The organism is Clostridium sp. RTP31139st1_H3_RTP31139_211217 (assembly GCF_040227035.1).
GTDB lineage: Bacteria > Bacillota > Clostridia > Clostridiales > Clostridiaceae > Clostridium > Clostridium saudiense.
The window spans coordinates 48117-66303 of sequence record NZ_JBCOAB010000018.1 but is presented as its reverse complement, the minus strand read 5'-3'; the positions used below and the strand labels follow the sequence as shown (position 1 = coordinate 66303).

Sequence of the window (18187 nt, the reverse complement as noted above, 5' to 3'; positions counted from 1 at the left end):
TGTCTTGGATACAAGACACCGTTAGAAGCATTTAACGAAGAACAAGCTAAGTGTTGCACTTAGCTTGACAATTCGTCTATAAAAAATGCACATTAAAAGTAATATTATTTACCTTTAATGTGCATAATTCGCCTTATTAAATATATGATTCTGCTATCTTTATAAAATATTTTTGTGTTAAATATAGTAACTGACAAGTTGTTTTAATTGTAAAATAAACATCATTTAAACAATCTTCTTCTAAATCAAGATATTCTTTTCTATTAATTCTTAATTCCTCTAAATAATCTCTTGATTCATTGATATTATTTAATATTTCATTAAAAATTTCATCCTTTTCTTTTAATGCCTTTTTTAATGTTCTGTGCAATAATAATTCATATACGAAATGATCCTTCATATCCTTTCCGTAATACTCTTCTAAATGATATTTACAAAAGCAATCTGCTATATAGTGAGCAATTTTACCTACAATAAAAGATACTTCATTAATATCAAGATCATTGTTTTCAATGTATTTTTTATATTCAAGCATCTTATCTTTTGAAACACTATATGTGTGTTTAATCTTATTTTTTCTTTTGTGTAGGTCTGGTTCTATACATCCAAGTAAGAATCTCTTTTTATCTAAATTTAAATTATATTTTTCATTACAAATTTTATAACAATATGAGCCAATGGCTAAATGTGTGTTTATTAACATAAGAGTTCTCCCCCTATCAGGAATTAATATTATATATAATCCCGATAATATTATTATACATCATAAATCTAAATTGTGATTGTAAATTTTTTGTATTTATTCTGGCTGCTGTGTAATATTTTATAAATTACAACCAATATTAGCTATGAAAATAAATATTACATTTAAATATTTATGATTAATTTCTTAACATATGACTATTTTATTTTGCACATAATAAATAAGAATTATTAATTACCTTAATTATTGGAGGCTAATTATGAAAATTAGATTAGGATACGTTGCAATTTCAAAGAAATTAGGAAAAAAGGTAACTTCTTCTAGCACAGTAACATTTTCAAATTATAATAAAATTGTTCTTCCATCAAAAAAATTAGAAAAATTACAAACTGTTGCTGCATCAAACTTACATGATTTAGAAAAAATAATAAAATATAATATTGAAAACAACATTCACTTTTATAGGATTACATCAGCACTAATCCCATTAGTAACTCATCCTGAAGTTGGATATTGGGGGCATAGAGAATTTTTAAAGCAGGATTTTGAATATGTAGGAAAGCTTATAAATGAATCTAATATGAGGGTCGATACACATCCTGATGAATTTAATGTAATAAATAGTATTAATCCTAAAGTAGTTGAAAACACAAAAATAAATCTATTGAGACAAGCTGAATGGTTTGATGATTTTAAATATGATTTAGGTAAAATGGTAATCCATGTTGGTGGAGCTACAAATGGCAAAGAAGCGGGATTAGAAAGATTTATTACTAATTTCAATACTTTTCCTAAAGAAGTCAAATCAAAGATAATTATTGAAAATGATGATAAAACATATACAGCACGCGAAACATTAAATTTATGTAATGAATTAAATTTACCCATGGTTTTAGATGTTCATCATCATAATTGTAATAATGCTAATGATAATATATATGACTTAATTCCTAAAATATTTGATACTTGGAAAAATGAAAAGCTTCCCCCTAAACTTCACTTTTCCTCTCCTAAAAATGGGGAGAACGATAGAAAACATTCTGATTTTATTAATCCACATGATTTTATAAACTTCTTAGAAAATATAAAATTATTTAATACTGATATTGATATTATGCTAGAATGTAAAGAAAAAGATTTAGCTCTCTTTAAACTTGCAAGTGATATAAAAGAATTGAAACCTGAATATAAATGGGTCGATGAAAGCACTTTTATTGTATAAATATGTGAAAAATAGTACATAATAAAAAATGATGTAAAACATACTGCAATATATTTTACACCATACAACTTTAGTTTATTCGACATATAGCATTCAAAAAATAGTAGCATCCAATTTAATGGATTAGCTACTATTTTTTATTTTTAGGACAAACTTTATATTATTTTCTTATATATTATATAAAAGCTCTCCTCTATTTTTCTAATAATTTTTGTAATTCAGCATAATATCTTAATGTTTCATCATTACTCTTACTATTAAAGAAAATATATCTACCATCTTTTAACTTAATGCTAATACAATTTGGATTTTCAAAGTAAAGATATAATTTACACTTTCCATAACCATCTATACTAAAATTACCAAGATTATATGTTGAAGCACCAACCCCATTAGTTCTTATTCCTGAAGGTAGCCTATCTAGCATTGTTATTTCTTCAATATCATCAATATTAAACTCAGTTCCATAAGTTGGAGCATTTATTTTTACAAAATTATTCTTAATATTTAAAGTAAAACTAGAATGATCAATTCTTATCAAGCTTCCTGTTATCCCTATTACAAGTATTCCAGCGAATATTAAACTACCATAATAAATTCTTCTTCCCTTTTTAGTTCCTAAATTATAAGTTATTCCATAGCCTGCCCTATCTTCAACAGTTACACTTCTATCATTAGGATTGTTATATACACCTTTGCTCCAAAACTCATCATTATCAGTATAAATAGGATTTGTACAAGTATTTAATATTTTTCCTTGTTCTTCTTTTATTTTATTATTTATATAAAATATGCCAAAAAGAATAATACTTGAAGGTATTATTACAGATAAAATAAATAATATTTTACTATTATTATTATTTAAGAAAAGTGAAAACATAAATGACATACCAATACTTTGGATTGTAGCCGCTATTATAGTTCCCATTGTCCATGTTCTTTTAAATACTGTATTATATGCTATATTAGCATTTGTATCTTCACTTATAACTTCCGTTTTCCCCTTAGAATATACCTTATACATAACTAAGAAAATTATATTACCTATTAATGCATTACTTGCTGCAATTCCAAGTGAAACTCCATACTCTTTTATATTATTAAATACAATTATTATTGGAAATAATGAGATTATAAAACTTGGAATAAACCAAAGAACAGATACTGGCATTTTATCTTTTAAACGAGTAACTTCAGTATCTATAGTTACTAATCTTTTGCTTGGTAATAACCAATTATTTTCTCGTTTTAAATCCATTAACCTTTTATTATATTTAATAAATAAACTTCTAGTAAAAATATATACTCCAATTAACCATAAAAAAAAGTATAATATTTGATTTGAATTTAATTTAAAGAAAAAAGATGGAATAAATAAAATAGCTGCAATAATAAAACCTTTTATATTTTCTTTCTTAAACTCTTTTACTATGTCTAATACTTTTTCATTTTTAAGTTCTAAAAATGGAATAGTTACTCCAATTAAAATATTTTTATCTCCCTTAATCATATATCTACAATTAAAATACATTGATAACAAAACAACTACAGGTATACTCCCCCAAATAATATTAAAAACCCCCATATTTACCCCTCATTCCATGCTATATTTAAGCCATTCATATTTTTATAAATATCTTCACACATTTTCATGAATTCTTTATATTCAATTCCCTTTATACCAGATTCAGCAATTATAAGCTCTAGTTCACCTTCTAATTTTTCCTTAAATTCTTTGCTTGTATCTAATGATGGACTAACCTTAGCTCCATGACGTCTATCTATTTCTATATATCCTTCGTTTTTTAGTATTGTATATGCCTTATTAACAGTCATATTATTAACCCCTATATCTTCTGCCATTTGTCTAACTGTTGGCAAACCTTCCCCCTTTTTTAATTCTCCTCTTCCAATTCCCATTACAATTTCATTTCTTAATTGTACATAAATAGGAATATTGCTAGTCATATCTAATTTAATAATCATAATTTATCCCCTTTGTATAGTTTGTATTATTAATTATAATACAAACTATACAAATAAACAATATTACATTTAAAAATTTATCTGATGACTAGCTGTTATAACACTTACTCTAACAATGGGCACCCCCATATATAACATATTCTTAGCTTCTAAATAAAAAAAAGCAACATTAATTAAGTTATAAAAATAATTAATGTTGCTTTTAAAATTATTTTTTTAATACTAAGCCCTTACTTCTGATACATGTACATTCTCGCGCTTCTTCAGTATGTAAACATTGATATTTTATTTTTTTAGGTGCTTCTATTTCAATTTGCTTTTTTTCTTTTAATTCTTTTTTATTCATTTCTTTTATTCCTTTCCATTATAAGTAAAATTATAAATTTTAATTTAGATAATTGAACTTACTTCTACAAACGAATGTAAGTAGTAAGTTTCCTTTATAAAAATATTTATTTACTAATTATATTTTTATTATATAATAATTATTATCTATTGATATTCATTATATAATACTTTTCTTAATTAGTACATATAATAAAATTAGTAAAAAAGTAAGGAGAAAACAAATGATAAGCTTAATTAGTTTAATAATTTCATTATCTCTAATTATGTATTTAGCATATAAGGGATATTCAACAATAATAACTGCACCTATTATAGGGTTATTAACTATTTTAATTTCTATTGGTCTTAATGGTCATTTAATGGTTAATTATACTGAAGTTTATATGAGTGGATTTGCTGGATTTGTAAAAAGCTATTTTCCACTATTTTTAACAGGTGCAATTTTTGCAAAGTTAATGGATGAAGCTGGATATGGTAGATCTATTGCCTCATTTATAACAAATAAATTAGGCAAGGATAAAGCAATACTTGCAATAGTTTTATCTGGTGCCTTTTTAACTTACGGAGGAGTATCACTTTTTGTTGTTGCATTTATTTTATATCCGCTTGCAAATATTTTATTTAAAGAAGCTGATATTCCTAAAAGACTTATACCTGGAACTATTGCACTAGGAGCATTCACCTTTACAATGACTGCTCTGCCTGGTTCTCCTGAAATTCAAAATGTAATTCCTATGAGTTATTTTGGAACAGATACTTTTGCTGCACCAATTCTTGGAATCATAGCAAGTATAATAATGTTTACTTTTGGTATGCTATGGCTTACAAGAAGAGCTAAAAAAGCAAAGATCAATGGTGAAGGATATGGAAATTATAAAGATACTCATAAAATTGATTCAAATGAAAATTTACCTAATATTATTTTGTCAATAATGCCCATATTAATTATATTTATAACTAATTTCACATTATCTAAATTTTATTTTCCTAATACTGATGGAAGTTATTTAGATAAATATGGTGTTACTTTAGATAAGGTATCTGGTACATGGAGTGTAATAATTTCAATTGTTTTAGCAATCATATATATAATTTTACTTAATTTTAAGAAATTTAAAAATTTAAATGCATATCTTAATGAAGGGGTAAAGAATTCCTTTCTACCTCTACTTAACTCAAGTGCAATAGTTGGATATGGTAGCATAATTAAAGCATTGCCAATTTTCACAAATATTCAAACTAGCATAATGAATATTTCTTCTAACCCAATTATTTCTGAAGCAATATCTGTTAATGTTATTTGTGGTCTTACAGCTTCTGCTTCAGGTGGATTAGGTATAAGTTTATCTGCTCTTGCACCAACATTTATAGAGATGAGTCAAACTTTATCAATTTCCCCGGAAATACTACACAGAATTGCTGCGTTATCCTCTGGCGGTTTAGATACTCTACCACATAATGGTGCTGTTATAACCACCCTTGCAATTTGTGGTTTGACACATAAGCAGAGTTATAAAGATATATTTGTTACTTCAGTTATCATTCCAATATTAACAACTATAATAATTGTTATATTAGTATCTTTAAGCTTTGTATAATATAAAACCTCAAGAATAATCTTGAGGTTTTATATTATACATATATTTTTATCCCTTAACAGCTCCTGCTGCTATACCTTCAATTATATGTTTTTGACATGTTAAATAGAAAATTACAATTGGTATAATTGCTAGAACTAATATAGCCATCATCGCTCCCATATCAACTGCGCCATATCCTCCACGTAGATATTGTACTGCAATTGGAATAGTCTTATATTCTGTTCCTAACAATAAATATGGCAATAAGTAGTCATTCCATATCCACATTACATTTAATATAGCTATTGTTATTGCAATAGGCTTTAATAACGGTAAAACAATTAAAAAGAATGTTTTTACCGGTGAACATCCATCAATCATTGCGGCTTCTTCTATATCTATTGGAATTGATTTAACAAACCCACTAAACATAAAGACAGATAACCCTGATCCAAATCCCAAATATATTATTATTATCCCAAGAGGATTATCTAAGCTTAACATGTTTGCAACTTTACTCATTGGAAACATAACCATTTGGAAAGGAACTATCATAGATAATACAAATAAATAATATAAACAACTTGTAAATTTTGATTTTACTCTTGTAATATACCAAGCAGTCATTGATGTAAATAATATAATTACAGCTGTTGATCCAACAGTTATAAATAAAGAATATCCAAAGGCTGAAATAAAGCCAGTCTTATCTATACCATTAACATAGTTAGCAAGTCCTGAAAAACTAGTTGAGTTTGGTAAAGCAAATGGAGATCTACTAATATATAATTTACCCTTAAATGAATTATATAAAACTATAAAAATAGGTGCTAAAAATACAATAGATAATATAATCAATATTAAATATAAAAGTACATTATTCTTTTTCTTAGGTTCATACTTTAAATTAAGTTCTGTATCATTTTTCAATTTAGCTTCCATTAATTTTCAACCTCCTTCTTTCTAGTTATACTTAATTGAAGTAACATTATTACTGCTACAATTAAGAAGAAGATTACAGCTTTAGCTTGACCAACACCTTCCCATCCTACTCTTCCATAGAATGTCTTATAAATATCTAATGCAAGCATTGCCGTTTTATTACCTGGTGCACCATCAGTTAACGCTAAGTTTTGATCAAACAATTTAAATGCATTTGACATTGTTAAGAAAAGGCAAATGGTAATTGATGGCATAACTAGCGGTATAGTTATCTTTCTTAATGTCATCCATTTAGAAGCACCATCAATTTTAGCACTTTCCATAAGTTCACCCGGTATGTTTTGTATACCTGCAATATATATTATCATCATATATCCTATTTGTTGCCAATTTAGTAAGATAACTAATCCCCAAAATCCATACTTAGGATCCATAGTTAAATTTACACCAAAATAATTTAATATTCCATTAATAATAATTAACCATATATAACCTAAAACTATACCACCTATAAGATTCGGCATAAAGAAAACAGTTCTAAATATGTTAGTTCCTTTTAATTTTCTAGTTAAAAGATATGCAAGTGCAAAAGCACATACATTTACAGTTATAACTGACACAACAACAAATTTAGTTGTAAAAATTAATGCATTCATAAATTCTGGTGTAGAAAATACTTTTTTATAGTTATCTAATCCTATAAAAGTTGCATTAGTAACAGTAGTAAATTTGGTAAATGATAAGTAAATCCCCATTATAAATGGGACCAAAAAAGCTATACCAAAAGCTACTAATGTAGGTAATGCAAATAACCAAAAATACTTCTTTAACCCTTTTTGCATAGTCTCATCCCCCTTAAATTTTTATGCTTAAATATTAATACTATTCTTTAATAAAGGCAGCACATATTATATGCTGCCTTATTTAAAAATTATTGAGCCTTTTCAGCCTTCCAAGAATCCTTAACTGTAGTAACTACATAATCCCAATCTTGAGTACCTTGTACATATTCTAGTAAAGCACCAGCAAATGTATCTTTAAAGTTTTGACTTGGGAATGCTTGGAATATCCAAGGAACAGTATTTACATTATCTTTACTCATCCAATTTAAAACTTCCTTAGATAATGGATCTGCTGACTTTTCGTCATCATCAAATGTATCAAATGGAGCTATAAAGCCTAAATCTCCTGAAACATAAGCTTTTCCAGTATCACTTGTAAATAACCAATTTATAAAATCAATTGATGCTTGTTGCTTTTCTTCTGAAACTTGACTATTTATTGCTAAATAGTTTTCAGTACCAATACAAAGACCTTGATTTTCTTCTCCATCAATACCAGTATATATAGGCATAAACTTAATATTTTCCTCTTTAACTGTATTACCATCGATATCGCTGATTTGTGACCAAGCCCAATTACCATTTTGAACCATAGCACAATCACCTAATGCAAATTCAGCCATAGCATCATCAACACTCTTATTACCTAATACCCCCTTCTCTGAAACTGAGTTATTAGTATACAAGTCATATATATTTTTAAAGTTCTCATTATACTTAAAATCAATTTCCTTGGCATCTAATCCTGTTTGAAGAACATCTCCATTTTCCCCAGCATCGTCTTTAAATTCATAATATAGTGGTAAATCAGCTAAGTGAGTTTCCCATCTCCACGCATTACCTGATGCCATTGAAGTAGATGCAAACACCCCTTGAATTCCTAATTCATCTTTATTAGCTTCCATATCTTCTACAACAGCCTTCAATTTATCAAAATTATTAATGTCATCTATAGATGTAACATCAGTTGCCTTATTTGATAAAGCAAAATATTTTTGCATTATTTCATCATTATAAATAATTCCATATCCCTCAACAGCATAAGGAATACCATAAACGCCATCACCATCTGTTACTGCTAAAGTTTTATCAAGTAAATGACTATATAGTTCTGTATCTTTTAGATCTAAACAATAGTCTTTCCAAGATTGATATCCAACTGGTCCATTAATTTGGAATATTGTTGGAGCCTCTTTCTTTGCAATTTCAGATTTTAACGTTTGTTCATAAGTACCACTAGCTGCAGTTTCAACTTTTACCTTTACTCCAGTTTCTGCTTCATACTCTTCAGCTATCTTTTTATATACATCTGCAATTTCCGGTTTGAAATTTAAAAAATAAATTTCCTCTCCTGATGATTTAGAATCACTTGTAGCATCACCAGTACTGTCCCCCTTACTTCCACATCCTACAAATGCACCTGCAACTAATGTTGTTGCAACAGCAATAGCTAATAATTTTTTAATCTTCATAAACTTCCCTCTCCCCTTAAATATACTTTATATATAAATGACTTACAGATATATTGTAAATCTTTATATAACATTTTAAAAAAATATTTCTTCCTAAATTTAACTTAGAATAGTTGCTGGAACCGTTTCCTTTTTGCATTAAAAAAATCCATTTATTTTATATTAATTCAAATCATCTTATAATTTTATTTTACTGTAAATTATTGTTTAAATCAATATATTTTTCCTTTTTTATTAATATACACCTTTTTATTCAAATAATTTAAACTATTAGTAAATAAAGTTTTAAATTTTAACTATTTCATATTTATTTTAAGTCTATATTAATATTTACATAGATATTTTCTTTATTAAACTTCCATAAATAAAGAGTAATTTGAAATTTTAAATTACTCTTTATTTATTACATATTGAATATTCTATTTAAATTTATATTTTCCTCAAAAAGTTTTGCTAATTCATCATATTGATTTAATTTATATTGTTTATAATCAATTAGTTCTTTATCTAAAATATTAATTCCTTTATTTATTCTTAATGAATTTATAAATGTATTAAGAAAATCTCCCTCATCGAAAATCCCATGTAAATACGTTCCTAAAACATTATCTTTAAATGAACCTTGTATATGTCCATGTTCATTTTCAATGAATACTTGTCCTTTATCTTTAACCTTTGTTATACCATTATGTATTTCATAACCATATACATTTATTCCAACACATTTACTTAATACATCACAAGAATTTTTTATATATCCCTTTGTTTGTTGAGTTATTTTTTCATTATTAAAGATAGTATCAATGCTTAAAAATCCAAAACCTTCTTCTGTTGTTATTTCACCCTCTACTCCTTGTGTATCCATTATGTTATCTCCTAACATTTGATACCCTCCACAAATTCCTAATATCATCGTTCCTTTATTCTTAAGCTCAATAATTTTATTGAAAAGTCCATTTTTCTTAATTACTCTTAAATCATTTATTGTATTTTTAGTTCCTGGAATAATTACTAAATCTGGTTCACTAATATCGCTTATATTTTCTACATATCTAACACTAACACCATCTAATATTTCTAAACTATTAAAATCAGTAAAATTAGACATATGAGGTAATCTTATAATTGCTATATCTAAATCTTCTATTTTATTATTTTTTATTCTTTCAGTAACACTATCTTCATCTTCAATATCTAATTTAAAATAAGGTAATACTCCTAATACAGGTATATTAATTATTTCTTCTAACTGTGTCATTGCATCTTTAAAGTAATCGACATTACCTCTAAATTTATTGATAATAACACCCTTTACTCTTTTTCTCTCATTTTCTTCAAGTAACATTAAAGTTCCAACTACAGAAGCAAATACTCCCCCTCTATCAATATCAGCTACTAAAATTACATCTGCATCAGCAGATTTTGCCATAGACATATTTGCTATATCAGTTTCTCTTAAATTTATTTCGGCACAACTTCCTGATCCCTCTAATATCATAACCTCATAGTCTTTTGAAAATTTATCAAAAGTCTCTTTAACTACTTTTTTTAATTCCTTATTTAATTCTTTATATTTATAAGAATTCATCATTGAATGAACTTTACCATTTACAATTACTTGTGTTTTATTATTTCCACTTGGCTTTAATAAAACAGGATTCATATATGCCATAGGCTTTAATTCACAAGCCTCTGCTTGAACAACCTGTGCCCTTCCCATTTCTAATCCATCTTCAGTTACATATGAATTTAATGATATATTTAATGCTTTAAATGGAGCTACTTTAAACCCTTTATTTCTGTAATATCTACATAAAGCTGTTGCTACGGTACTTTTACCTACTCCAGATGCTGTTCCTAAAACCATTATCTTATTCATTTTCACTTTCCTTTACATCTAAAAAACCATGTGTTTCATTTTTTATAATATTTAAGCTTTTAAATTTTATTGGATACTTAAATATTGGTCCATCATATACAAAAGTATGGTATTCTCCATTTTCTCCACAAGCATCTGAACCTGTTTTCTTTATTTCTTCAACTACTTCTTTTGTTAAAACTTTCCCTAGGAAATCTTCTCCCATACACTCAAGCTTTACATTCTTTATAACTGTTTTAAATCCACTATCTATAAACTCGTATACTAGTTCTTCTCTATTTTCTTGCCATAAAGGGAAAATTGCCTCTATTCCAGCTTCATTACACCTTGATGTACACCATTCTCTATGTGGTTCTAAATCTATATCACCAAAAACACAAGAATCTATTTTAAAATTTTCTTTAGCTTTCAATAATTTTTCAGTAAATTTAATTTCGTAATCATCACCACTTGTTTCTACTAATATTAATGGTATATTTAGTGATTTAGAAATATCAACTATTAACTCTCTAGGAACTCCATGAAACCATGACCTATTTTCACCCTTATTTACTGTTATAAGTAAAGCTGCTGGAGTATTGCTAGCCTTTATCATTCTATACAATGCTAAAGTGCTATCTTTTCCACAACTATATGACATTACAAAATTTTTCATATACTACCTCCATTTTTCTAAAACCTCGAGCATAAAGCCTTTTACATCAATTCCATAAACTTCTTGTAGTCTTTCTTCAGTTAATACATCTTTTGGATTTCCTGACCCTATAATTTTTCCATCATTCATCATTACTACCTTTTCTCCAAAAGCTTGAACTAGATTTAAATCATGTAATACAGCAACAATAATTTTATTATTTTCCTTCGTCCATTTATTTAAATAATCTAATATTTCTATTTGACATTTTAAATCTAAATGATTAGTAGGTTCATCTAATAAAATTATATCTGGATCTTGTGCAAAAGCCCTAGCTAAATATACTCTTTGCAGTTGTCCTCCTGATAATTGACTTATAAGTTTATCTTTAATATCAATTAACCCTACATTTTCAATACTTTTAAGAATTATTTCTTCATCTTTTTTATTTATCTTTGAAAATACTCCTTTTAAATGAGCATATCTTCCTAAAGCTACTGTTTCATAAACTGTATATGGAAAATATATATTACTAGCTTGTGACATTAATGCAACATTTTTTGCTAAATCTTTTCTATTTAATTGGCTTATTTCTTTAGAGTCTAATGTTATATTTCCTTTATACTCTAATAAATTTGCTATTGATTTTAAAAGTGTACTTTTCCCACAGCCATTAGGACCAACTATGCAAAGATTTTTACCTCTCTCAACGCTAAAGCTTACCCCTTTAACAATTTCTTTATTGTCATATCCACATCTAACTTTATTAACTTCTAGCATTAAAATACCCACCTACTTTGACTTTTTAAAATATATATAAGCAAAAAATGGTCCGCCAATTAATGCTGTTATTGCACCAACTGGTAATTCTGATGGAGCTACAATAGTTCTTGATACTAAATCCGTCATTATCATCATACATCCACCAAAAACAACAGACATTGGTATAACATAAGCATGCTTTGAACCAAATATTTTTCTAACAACATGTGGTGCAATTAAATCTATAAACCCTATAGTTCCACTAAGTGCAACTGCGCTACCTGTAAGTATTGCAACAAATAAAAATAACCTTCTTTTAACTTTATTTGTATCTACTCCTATAGTTTTTGCTGCTTCTTCTCCAAATGTTAATACATCCATTTCTTTAAAATAAAAAGATACACCTAAAATTCCTATAATAAAAAAAGGTATACCTGCTTTAACATAACTCCATCCTCTCATAGAAAATGATCCCATAGACCACATTGTTATACTTTCCATCTTATCTGATGCTAAAGCTGAAATAGTAGTTAATGTAGCACTAAAAAATAGTGATAACACCATACCTGCAAGTATTATTGTTGTATTAGACATTCCTCTATCTACTTTTTCTGAAAACTTTAATACTATTATCATAGTAATTAAACTGCAAGCAAATCCTACTACTGGCATAGTTAATCTTCCCAAAAACGGAATTGATATTCCTGTTACTATAATAATACCTACACCTAATGAAGCACCAGATGATAATCCTAAAGTATATGGTGAAGCTAATTGATTTTTCAAAACTGATTGTACTATTGCGCCACTAGCAGCAAGAGAACCACCAACCATAAATGCAAGTAATACTCTTGGTAACCTTAAATTCCATATTATAGATACTTGCTTAGGTTCAATTCCATCAAGCAATGGGACACTAAAAAACTTATTAGCTAATATAGAAAAAGTATCCAATATGCTAATATTGGAACTTCCTAAGGAAGTTCCAATACATATAGCTAATAATACCAACGGAATTGATAAAATTAATAATATTTTATTTTTATAGGTCTTTATACTCATCTGGATAAATAGCTTTTGCTATTTCCTTTAAAGCTTTTATAACATTTTGTGATGCTCTTGAAGATGAGTTTTTATCTATTTGATATACATCTCCATTTTGCACAGCAGTTATTGTGTCCCAGCCTTCTCTGCTTTTTATATCTTCCACAGCAGTTAAACCTGCTTCATTAGTTCCTGGAGTATTTGCTAAAATAACATCAGGATTAGCATCTATAACAGCTTCTGGTGTTACTGTTATCCATGAATTTTCTTCTCCAAAAATATTAGTAGCTCCTACTGTTTCTATAAGCTCATTTAAGAATGTATCATTTCCAAATGTATAAAGCCCTGCTCCAGCCCCAATTTCAAAATAAACTTTCTTTTTATCTGCTATAGTATCTCCAATTGCCTTTATCTTAGCAACTTCTTCTTTCATAGAATTAATTATTTCTTCACCTTTTTTTTCAGTACCTGTTAAACTTGCAATAAACTCTATATCACCATATATTCCATCAATACTATAACTACTTGGAATATATACAACTGTAATACCAGCCTCTTTTATTAAAGCAAATGGATCTTCATCTCCAGATTTATTATGACCTGATGCTATAACTATATCAGGATTTAAAGAAATTATTGTTTCCGCATCTGGATTTCTAAAATCTATTTTAGGTAAATCTTCACTTACTCCTTCAACATCAGCTGAGTATTTATCTACAGCTACTAATTTATCTGCTAAACCTAATTCTACTAATACTTCTGTATTAGATGGTGCTGTAGAAATAATACTATTAATTTCACTAGGAACATTAAATTCATTTCCTTCTCTATCTGTCATCGTTGTAGGCTTACTTGAACATCCTACAAATATCATCATAGCCATTATAAATGTAAAAGCTAATGATAAAACCTTTCTCATTTTTTGCATTACTATTCCTCCTAAATGTATACTTTAGAGTGGTGTAATTTAGTTAGTAATATATTAATTAGGCTTTTCATATATATTTTTTACTAATTTTAACCCTATTAATTTTTTCTAACTAAAAAAAGCGCTTTCATATTTGAGAGCGCTCTAAAATACATAATAACTTTGATAATTTCTTAATATTTCTTAACATTAAATATTCATAAAATAAACTTAATATTATAATTTATTAAGTTTATTCTCTAACACTTAAAATCTAAAAACAAATCATATTAATTATATTATCTATTATTCGTATCTATTATCTCACCCTCAGAAGATAATATTATCATCATAGTAGGCAGGTCTCCCGACTTAACTTCATCCTACTCTCCATACCTTCCCGTATTTTTATACAGTGGCTATACATGAATTTCGTCAGTCTTACGGTTACTGGGGTAGTTTAGGACTTCAACCTAATTCCCTATTAAGTTTAAAAAAACACCTATTATGGTTTAAAATTCATAATGATTATATCTTTATGAATTTTATTTGTCAAATAAAATATGCTTTAATTCAGCAATCAATTTATTATTTTCTTCTCTTGTTCTTACTGCAACTCTATAAAAACTATTATCTAGTCCTATATAATTATCACAGCTTCTAACTAATATTTTTCTTTTAATCAATTCACCTTTTAAATCTAAATTAGTTAATATTTTAAACATTATGAAATTCACACTTGGTTCAAAAACATATAAATATTTTATTTGCTTTAAAGCACTATATAAATATTCTTTCTCATCTTCTATATATTCTATACTTTTTTTAATATACTGCTTTTCTGTTAGTCCTTTAGTTATACCTTCAGCTGCTATAACGTTTATACTCCACGGCACTAAAATCTTATTTATTTTATCCATTATTTCCTTATTTGAACACAATCCATACCCTATCCTAGCCCCTGGAATTGCAAAAAATTTAGTTAATGATTTTACAATTATTAGGTTTTCATAATCATTTAATAATTTATTACTTGAATATTCCTTATTATCTTTAACAAAATCTAAAAAAGATTCATCAATAACAACTATTGTATTTGTAAGTATTGACTTATTTAATACTTTTTTGATAAATTCATTTGTTGTCAAAACTCCAGTTGGATTATTGGGATTACAAATAAAAACTATATCTATATTATTTTTTATATTCCCTATAAATTCATTATCTAAATTAAAATTCTTAGATTCCTTTAAGTTATAATATTCTATCTCACCATCAATACTTAAAATTGCTTCTTCATACTCTGAGAAAGTTGGAGCTGGCAATAATGCTTTTTTAGGTTTCAAAGCGCGTACTATATTAAATATTACTTCTGCAGCTCCATTCCCTAATGTAATATTTCTTGTATTTATTTTTTCAAACTCTCCAATAGAGTTCTTTAAATCAAAATAAGTTATATCTGGATATTTAACTACTTTATCAATTGCATCTATCATTGCCTTTTTAACATTTTCACTTATCCCTAATGGATTTATATTGGCTGAAAAATCTATAATTTCACTTGGATTTAACTTATATTTTCTTGCAATTTCTTCAGTATTTCCACCATGAACTGCCATAACCTTTCCTCCTTAAAAAATAACATTTATACTCCAATTAATAATTAATGCCATAATACACCCTAAAACAGCACTACAATATAATATATTGTTTGTGTTATTTACCTTATTAATATCTATTTTTTCTCTATCATCACCTATAGTTTGTTTTTCCACGAGCTTTCCAAAATAATAGTTTGGACCTCCTAATTGAACATTTAAAGCTCCTGCCACAGCAGCTTCTGGATGCGCACTATTAGGGCTGCTGTGATTATTTTTATCCCTTTTATAAATTTTAAAGCTATTTTTATAATCTAAACCTAAAATAAAAGATACTACTACAATAAAATACCCACTTAACCTTGCAGGAATATAATTAAATACATCATCAAGTTTTGCTGGAAAATATCCAAATTCAATATATTTGTCATTTTTATATCCAAACATAGAATCCATAGTATTTACTGCTTTGTATAGAAATGCTAACGGAGCCCCTCCTATACCTGCATAAAAAAGAGGTGCTATAACCCCATCTGACATATTTTCAGCTACTGTTTCTACAACAGCTTTTAATATTGATTCTTTATCTAAATTCTTTGTATCTCTTCCTACTATATATGATAACTGCTTTCTTGCTCCTTCAATATCATCCTTAATTACATATTTAACAACTTTCAAACCTTCAATCTTAAGAGCCTTTGTTGATATACAAAAATAAATCATTACAGATCCTAATATCATTGTTACACTTGGATTAATTCTATATGTAACTTTAAGTAATAAATAATTAAATATAAATACTATAAAAACCACAAGTATCCAAGTTAATAAGCCTGCGACTTTTAAGTATCTCTTTAATATACTTCTAAAAAACTTTTCCACTGTCTTACATAACGATCCTATTATTCTAATTGGATGTATAGGATTTTGTGGATCACCTACTATTAAATCTAATAAAAATCCTAATATTATTTCAATCATTTTTCTAACCTTTCTATAACTATATTTTGTTTATCTCTTCAAATTTAATATTATTATCTATCTTTTCTAAAATAATTTCATAACCTCTTCCACACTCCGGTTGATACTCATAAAAGCTTTTACTGCTATCATAAAATATTTCTAGTATAGTTCCTATTGTTCCCCCATGAGAAACTAAAACTACTTCACTCATGTTCTCTTTATAACACCCATCTATAAACCTATTAAATGCTTCTTTTATTCTTTTTTTATATTGACTCTTACTTTCTCCATTAGGACATAATACTTGTCCATCTTTATCTGTAATCCACTTAATATACTCTTTATTTTCTTTAAGCATATCATAACTTTTCATTTCAAAATCTCCAAAGTTATACTCCCAAAATTCATTAATTTCGCTATATGTTTTTTCTGGATATAAAATTTCTAATGTTTCATTTGCTCTTTTTGCTCCGCTACTAAAAAAACTAATACACTCTGGATACTTTACTGTACTTTTAATATCATATAATTCTTTTTTTCCTCTTTCACTTAATGATATATCAGTCTTTCCACAATACAGATGCTTTTCATTAGCTTCTGTTTTTCCATGTCTAATTAAATAAACCTTCAGCTTTTTCATACATCTTTTTCTCCTTATAATTATCTCTTACGAGAATATCATTTTTAAATCTTTTCTACAACTAAGTTTTGTTAATTATTAAATTTAAGTATGCTTGTTTTAAGTATTACTACAAGTAATTTTTATAGCATTTTCATAATATTCTTCTAATTTACTTACAGAAAAATTTGATGTATCATATATGCTACTTACAGTATGGCCATCTTAAAAAAAGAAAAACCAACAAATAATTTTGTTGGCTAAACTTAGCATATAAACTTAATTCTTAACTTTTAATTATTGTTGATATACCACAAAAAACTCTATATACGCAGGAAGATTCTTTTGATAAATATTGAAGACATCTTCCTGTTTCTTCTCTCCACATTCTATCTTCTTTTTTTAATGGAACTATTCCACTTGATATTTCATCAGAAATTATTATTTTATCTTTAAATAAATTTATATTTTCTTTTATATATTCAAGTGAACTTTTATTTTTTAATGTATTATTATATGTAAATTTATGAAGTCCGCAAATAACCTTTTTAGAAAAATCTATTTCACCATCACTACAATAAAATATATCCTCCTCATTAATATTAAACTTTTCTTTGATAAAATCTTTTTTCCCGTTATATGCTCCACCAAAAACTAATATCATAATTTTCTCCTTAAAACCAAAT

General features: G+C 26.9%; 18 protein-coding genes and 1 riboswitch. Of the genes, 2 read left to right on the top strand and 16 right to left on the bottom strand.

Annotation, left to right across the window (positions count from 1 at the left end; translation table 11 throughout):
• Positions 1–136: 136 nt before the first annotated feature.
• The gene (locus ABUA17_RS09535) at positions 137–703 is read right to left on the bottom strand and encodes a zinc dependent phospholipase C family protein (protein ID WP_042394864.1); all 567 of its coding nucleotides are present in this window, start codon (positions 701–703) and stop codon (positions 137–139) included.
• A gap of 259 nt (positions 704–962) precedes the next feature.
• On the opposite strand from ABUA17_RS09535, the gene uvsE reads away from it, so the two are divergent.
• Positions 963–1925 (top strand): UV DNA damage repair endonuclease UvsE, encoded by a 963-nt coding sequence (gene uvsE / locus ABUA17_RS09530; protein WP_042394867.1) that lies wholly within the window; start codon positions 963–965, stop codon positions 1923–1925.
• A gap of 193 nt (positions 1926–2118) precedes the next feature.
• Here the strand turns inward: uvsE and ABUA17_RS09525 are convergent, their stop codons facing one another.
• The 3 genes from ABUA17_RS09525 to ABUA17_RS09515 all read right to left on the bottom strand — a co-directional run bounded on the left by ABUA17_RS09525 (position 2119) and on the right by ABUA17_RS09515 (position 4257).
• The gene (locus ABUA17_RS09525; RefSeq protein ID WP_042394870.1) at positions 2119–3510 is read right to left on the bottom strand and encodes a PH domain-containing protein; all 1392 of its coding nucleotides are present in this window, start codon (positions 3508–3510) and stop codon (positions 2119–2121) included.
• Positions 3511–3512: 2 nt separating this feature from the next.
• Positions 3513–3911 carry a GntR family transcriptional regulator gene (locus tag ABUA17_RS09520; RefSeq protein WP_042394874.1) on the bottom strand — a complete coding sequence of 133 codons (399 nt, stop codon included), beginning with the start codon at positions 3909–3911 and terminating at the stop codon, positions 3513–3515.
• 208 nt (positions 3912–4119) lie between these two features.
• Positions 4120–4257, bottom strand: a complete 138-nt coding sequence (locus ABUA17_RS09515) for a hypothetical protein (RefSeq protein WP_172676168.1) — start codon at positions 4255–4257, stop codon at positions 4120–4122.
• 223 nt (positions 4258–4480) lie between these two features.
• Between ABUA17_RS09515 and ABUA17_RS09510 the strand changes: the two genes are divergently transcribed.
• Positions 4481–5857, top strand: coding sequence for a GntP family permease (locus ABUA17_RS09510; RefSeq protein ID WP_195951477.1), 1377 nt, complete (start codon positions 4481–4483; stop codon positions 5855–5857).
• A 48-nt stretch (positions 5858–5905) separates the two neighbouring features.
• Here ABUA17_RS09510 and ABUA17_RS09505 read toward each other — a convergent pair whose 3' ends face one another.
• From ABUA17_RS09505 to ABUA17_RS09450, 12 genes are all read right to left on the bottom strand, one after another.
• Positions 5906–6781, bottom strand: a complete 876-nt coding sequence (locus ABUA17_RS09505) for a carbohydrate ABC transporter permease (protein WP_042394878.1) — start codon at positions 6779–6781, stop codon at positions 5906–5908.
• Positions 6781–7623, bottom strand: coding sequence for a carbohydrate ABC transporter permease (locus ABUA17_RS09500; RefSeq protein WP_042394879.1), 843 nt, complete (start codon positions 7621–7623; stop codon positions 6781–6783). Before ABUA17_RS09500 ends, ABUA17_RS09505 begins: the two co-directional genes overlap by 1 nt.
• Before the next feature lie 89 nt (positions 7624–7712).
• The gene (locus ABUA17_RS09495) at positions 7713–9095 is read right to left on the bottom strand and encodes an ABC transporter substrate-binding protein (RefSeq protein ID WP_195951476.1); all 1383 of its coding nucleotides are present in this window, start codon (positions 9093–9095) and stop codon (positions 7713–7715) included.
• Between the two features lie 403 nt (positions 9096–9498).
• A complete protein-coding gene (locus ABUA17_RS09490) occupies positions 9499–10974 on the bottom strand; it encodes a cobyric acid synthase (RefSeq protein ID WP_042394882.1) in 1476 nt (491 codons plus the stop codon).
• The gene (locus tag ABUA17_RS09485; RefSeq protein WP_042394884.1) at positions 10967–11629 is read right to left on the bottom strand and encodes a Dph6-related ATP pyrophosphatase; all 663 of its coding nucleotides are present in this window, start codon (positions 11627–11629) and stop codon (positions 10967–10969) included. The genes ABUA17_RS09490 and ABUA17_RS09485 overlap by 8 nt, the downstream gene beginning before the upstream one ends.
• 3 nt (positions 11630–11632) lie before the next feature.
• On the bottom strand, positions 11633–12388 hold the full coding sequence (locus tag ABUA17_RS09480) for an ABC transporter ATP-binding protein (protein WP_042394887.1): 756 nt from the start codon (positions 12386–12388) through the stop codon (positions 11633–11635).
• Between the two features lie 12 nt (positions 12389–12400).
• Positions 12401–13432 (bottom strand): FecCD family ABC transporter permease, encoded by a 1032-nt coding sequence (locus ABUA17_RS09475; RefSeq protein WP_042394888.1) that lies wholly within the window; start codon positions 13430–13432, stop codon positions 12401–12403.
• Positions 13413–14342: an ABC transporter substrate-binding protein gene (locus ABUA17_RS09470; protein WP_055292136.1), complete on the bottom strand. Its 930-nt coding sequence runs from the start codon at positions 14340–14342 to the stop codon at positions 13413–13415. Before ABUA17_RS09470 ends, ABUA17_RS09475 begins: the two co-directional genes overlap by 20 nt.
• Before the next feature lie 319 nt (positions 14343–14661).
• Positions 14662–14842: riboswitch (cobalamin riboswitch) on the bottom strand.
• A gap of 24 nt (positions 14843–14866) precedes the next feature.
• The gene (gene cobD, locus ABUA17_RS09465; protein WP_042394893.1) at positions 14867–15940 is read right to left on the bottom strand and encodes a threonine-phosphate decarboxylase CobD; all 1074 of its coding nucleotides are present in this window, start codon (positions 15938–15940) and stop codon (positions 14867–14869) included.
• A gap of 12 nt (positions 15941–15952) precedes the next feature.
• Positions 15953–16900 (bottom strand): adenosylcobinamide-phosphate synthase CbiB, encoded by a 948-nt coding sequence (gene cbiB / locus ABUA17_RS09460; protein ID WP_042394895.1) that lies wholly within the window; start codon positions 16898–16900, stop codon positions 15953–15955.
• 19 nt (positions 16901–16919) lie between these two features.
• Entirely contained in the window at positions 16920–17522 is a 603-nt protein-coding gene (locus ABUA17_RS09455; protein WP_042394899.1) for a histidine phosphatase family protein, read from the bottom strand.
• 265 nt (positions 17523–17787) lie between these two features.
• On the bottom strand, positions 17788–18165 hold the full coding sequence (locus ABUA17_RS09450; RefSeq protein WP_042394904.1) for a bifunctional adenosylcobinamide kinase/adenosylcobinamide-phosphate guanylyltransferase: 378 nt from the start codon (positions 18163–18165) through the stop codon (positions 17788–17790).
• Positions 18166–18187 lie beyond the last annotated feature (22 nt).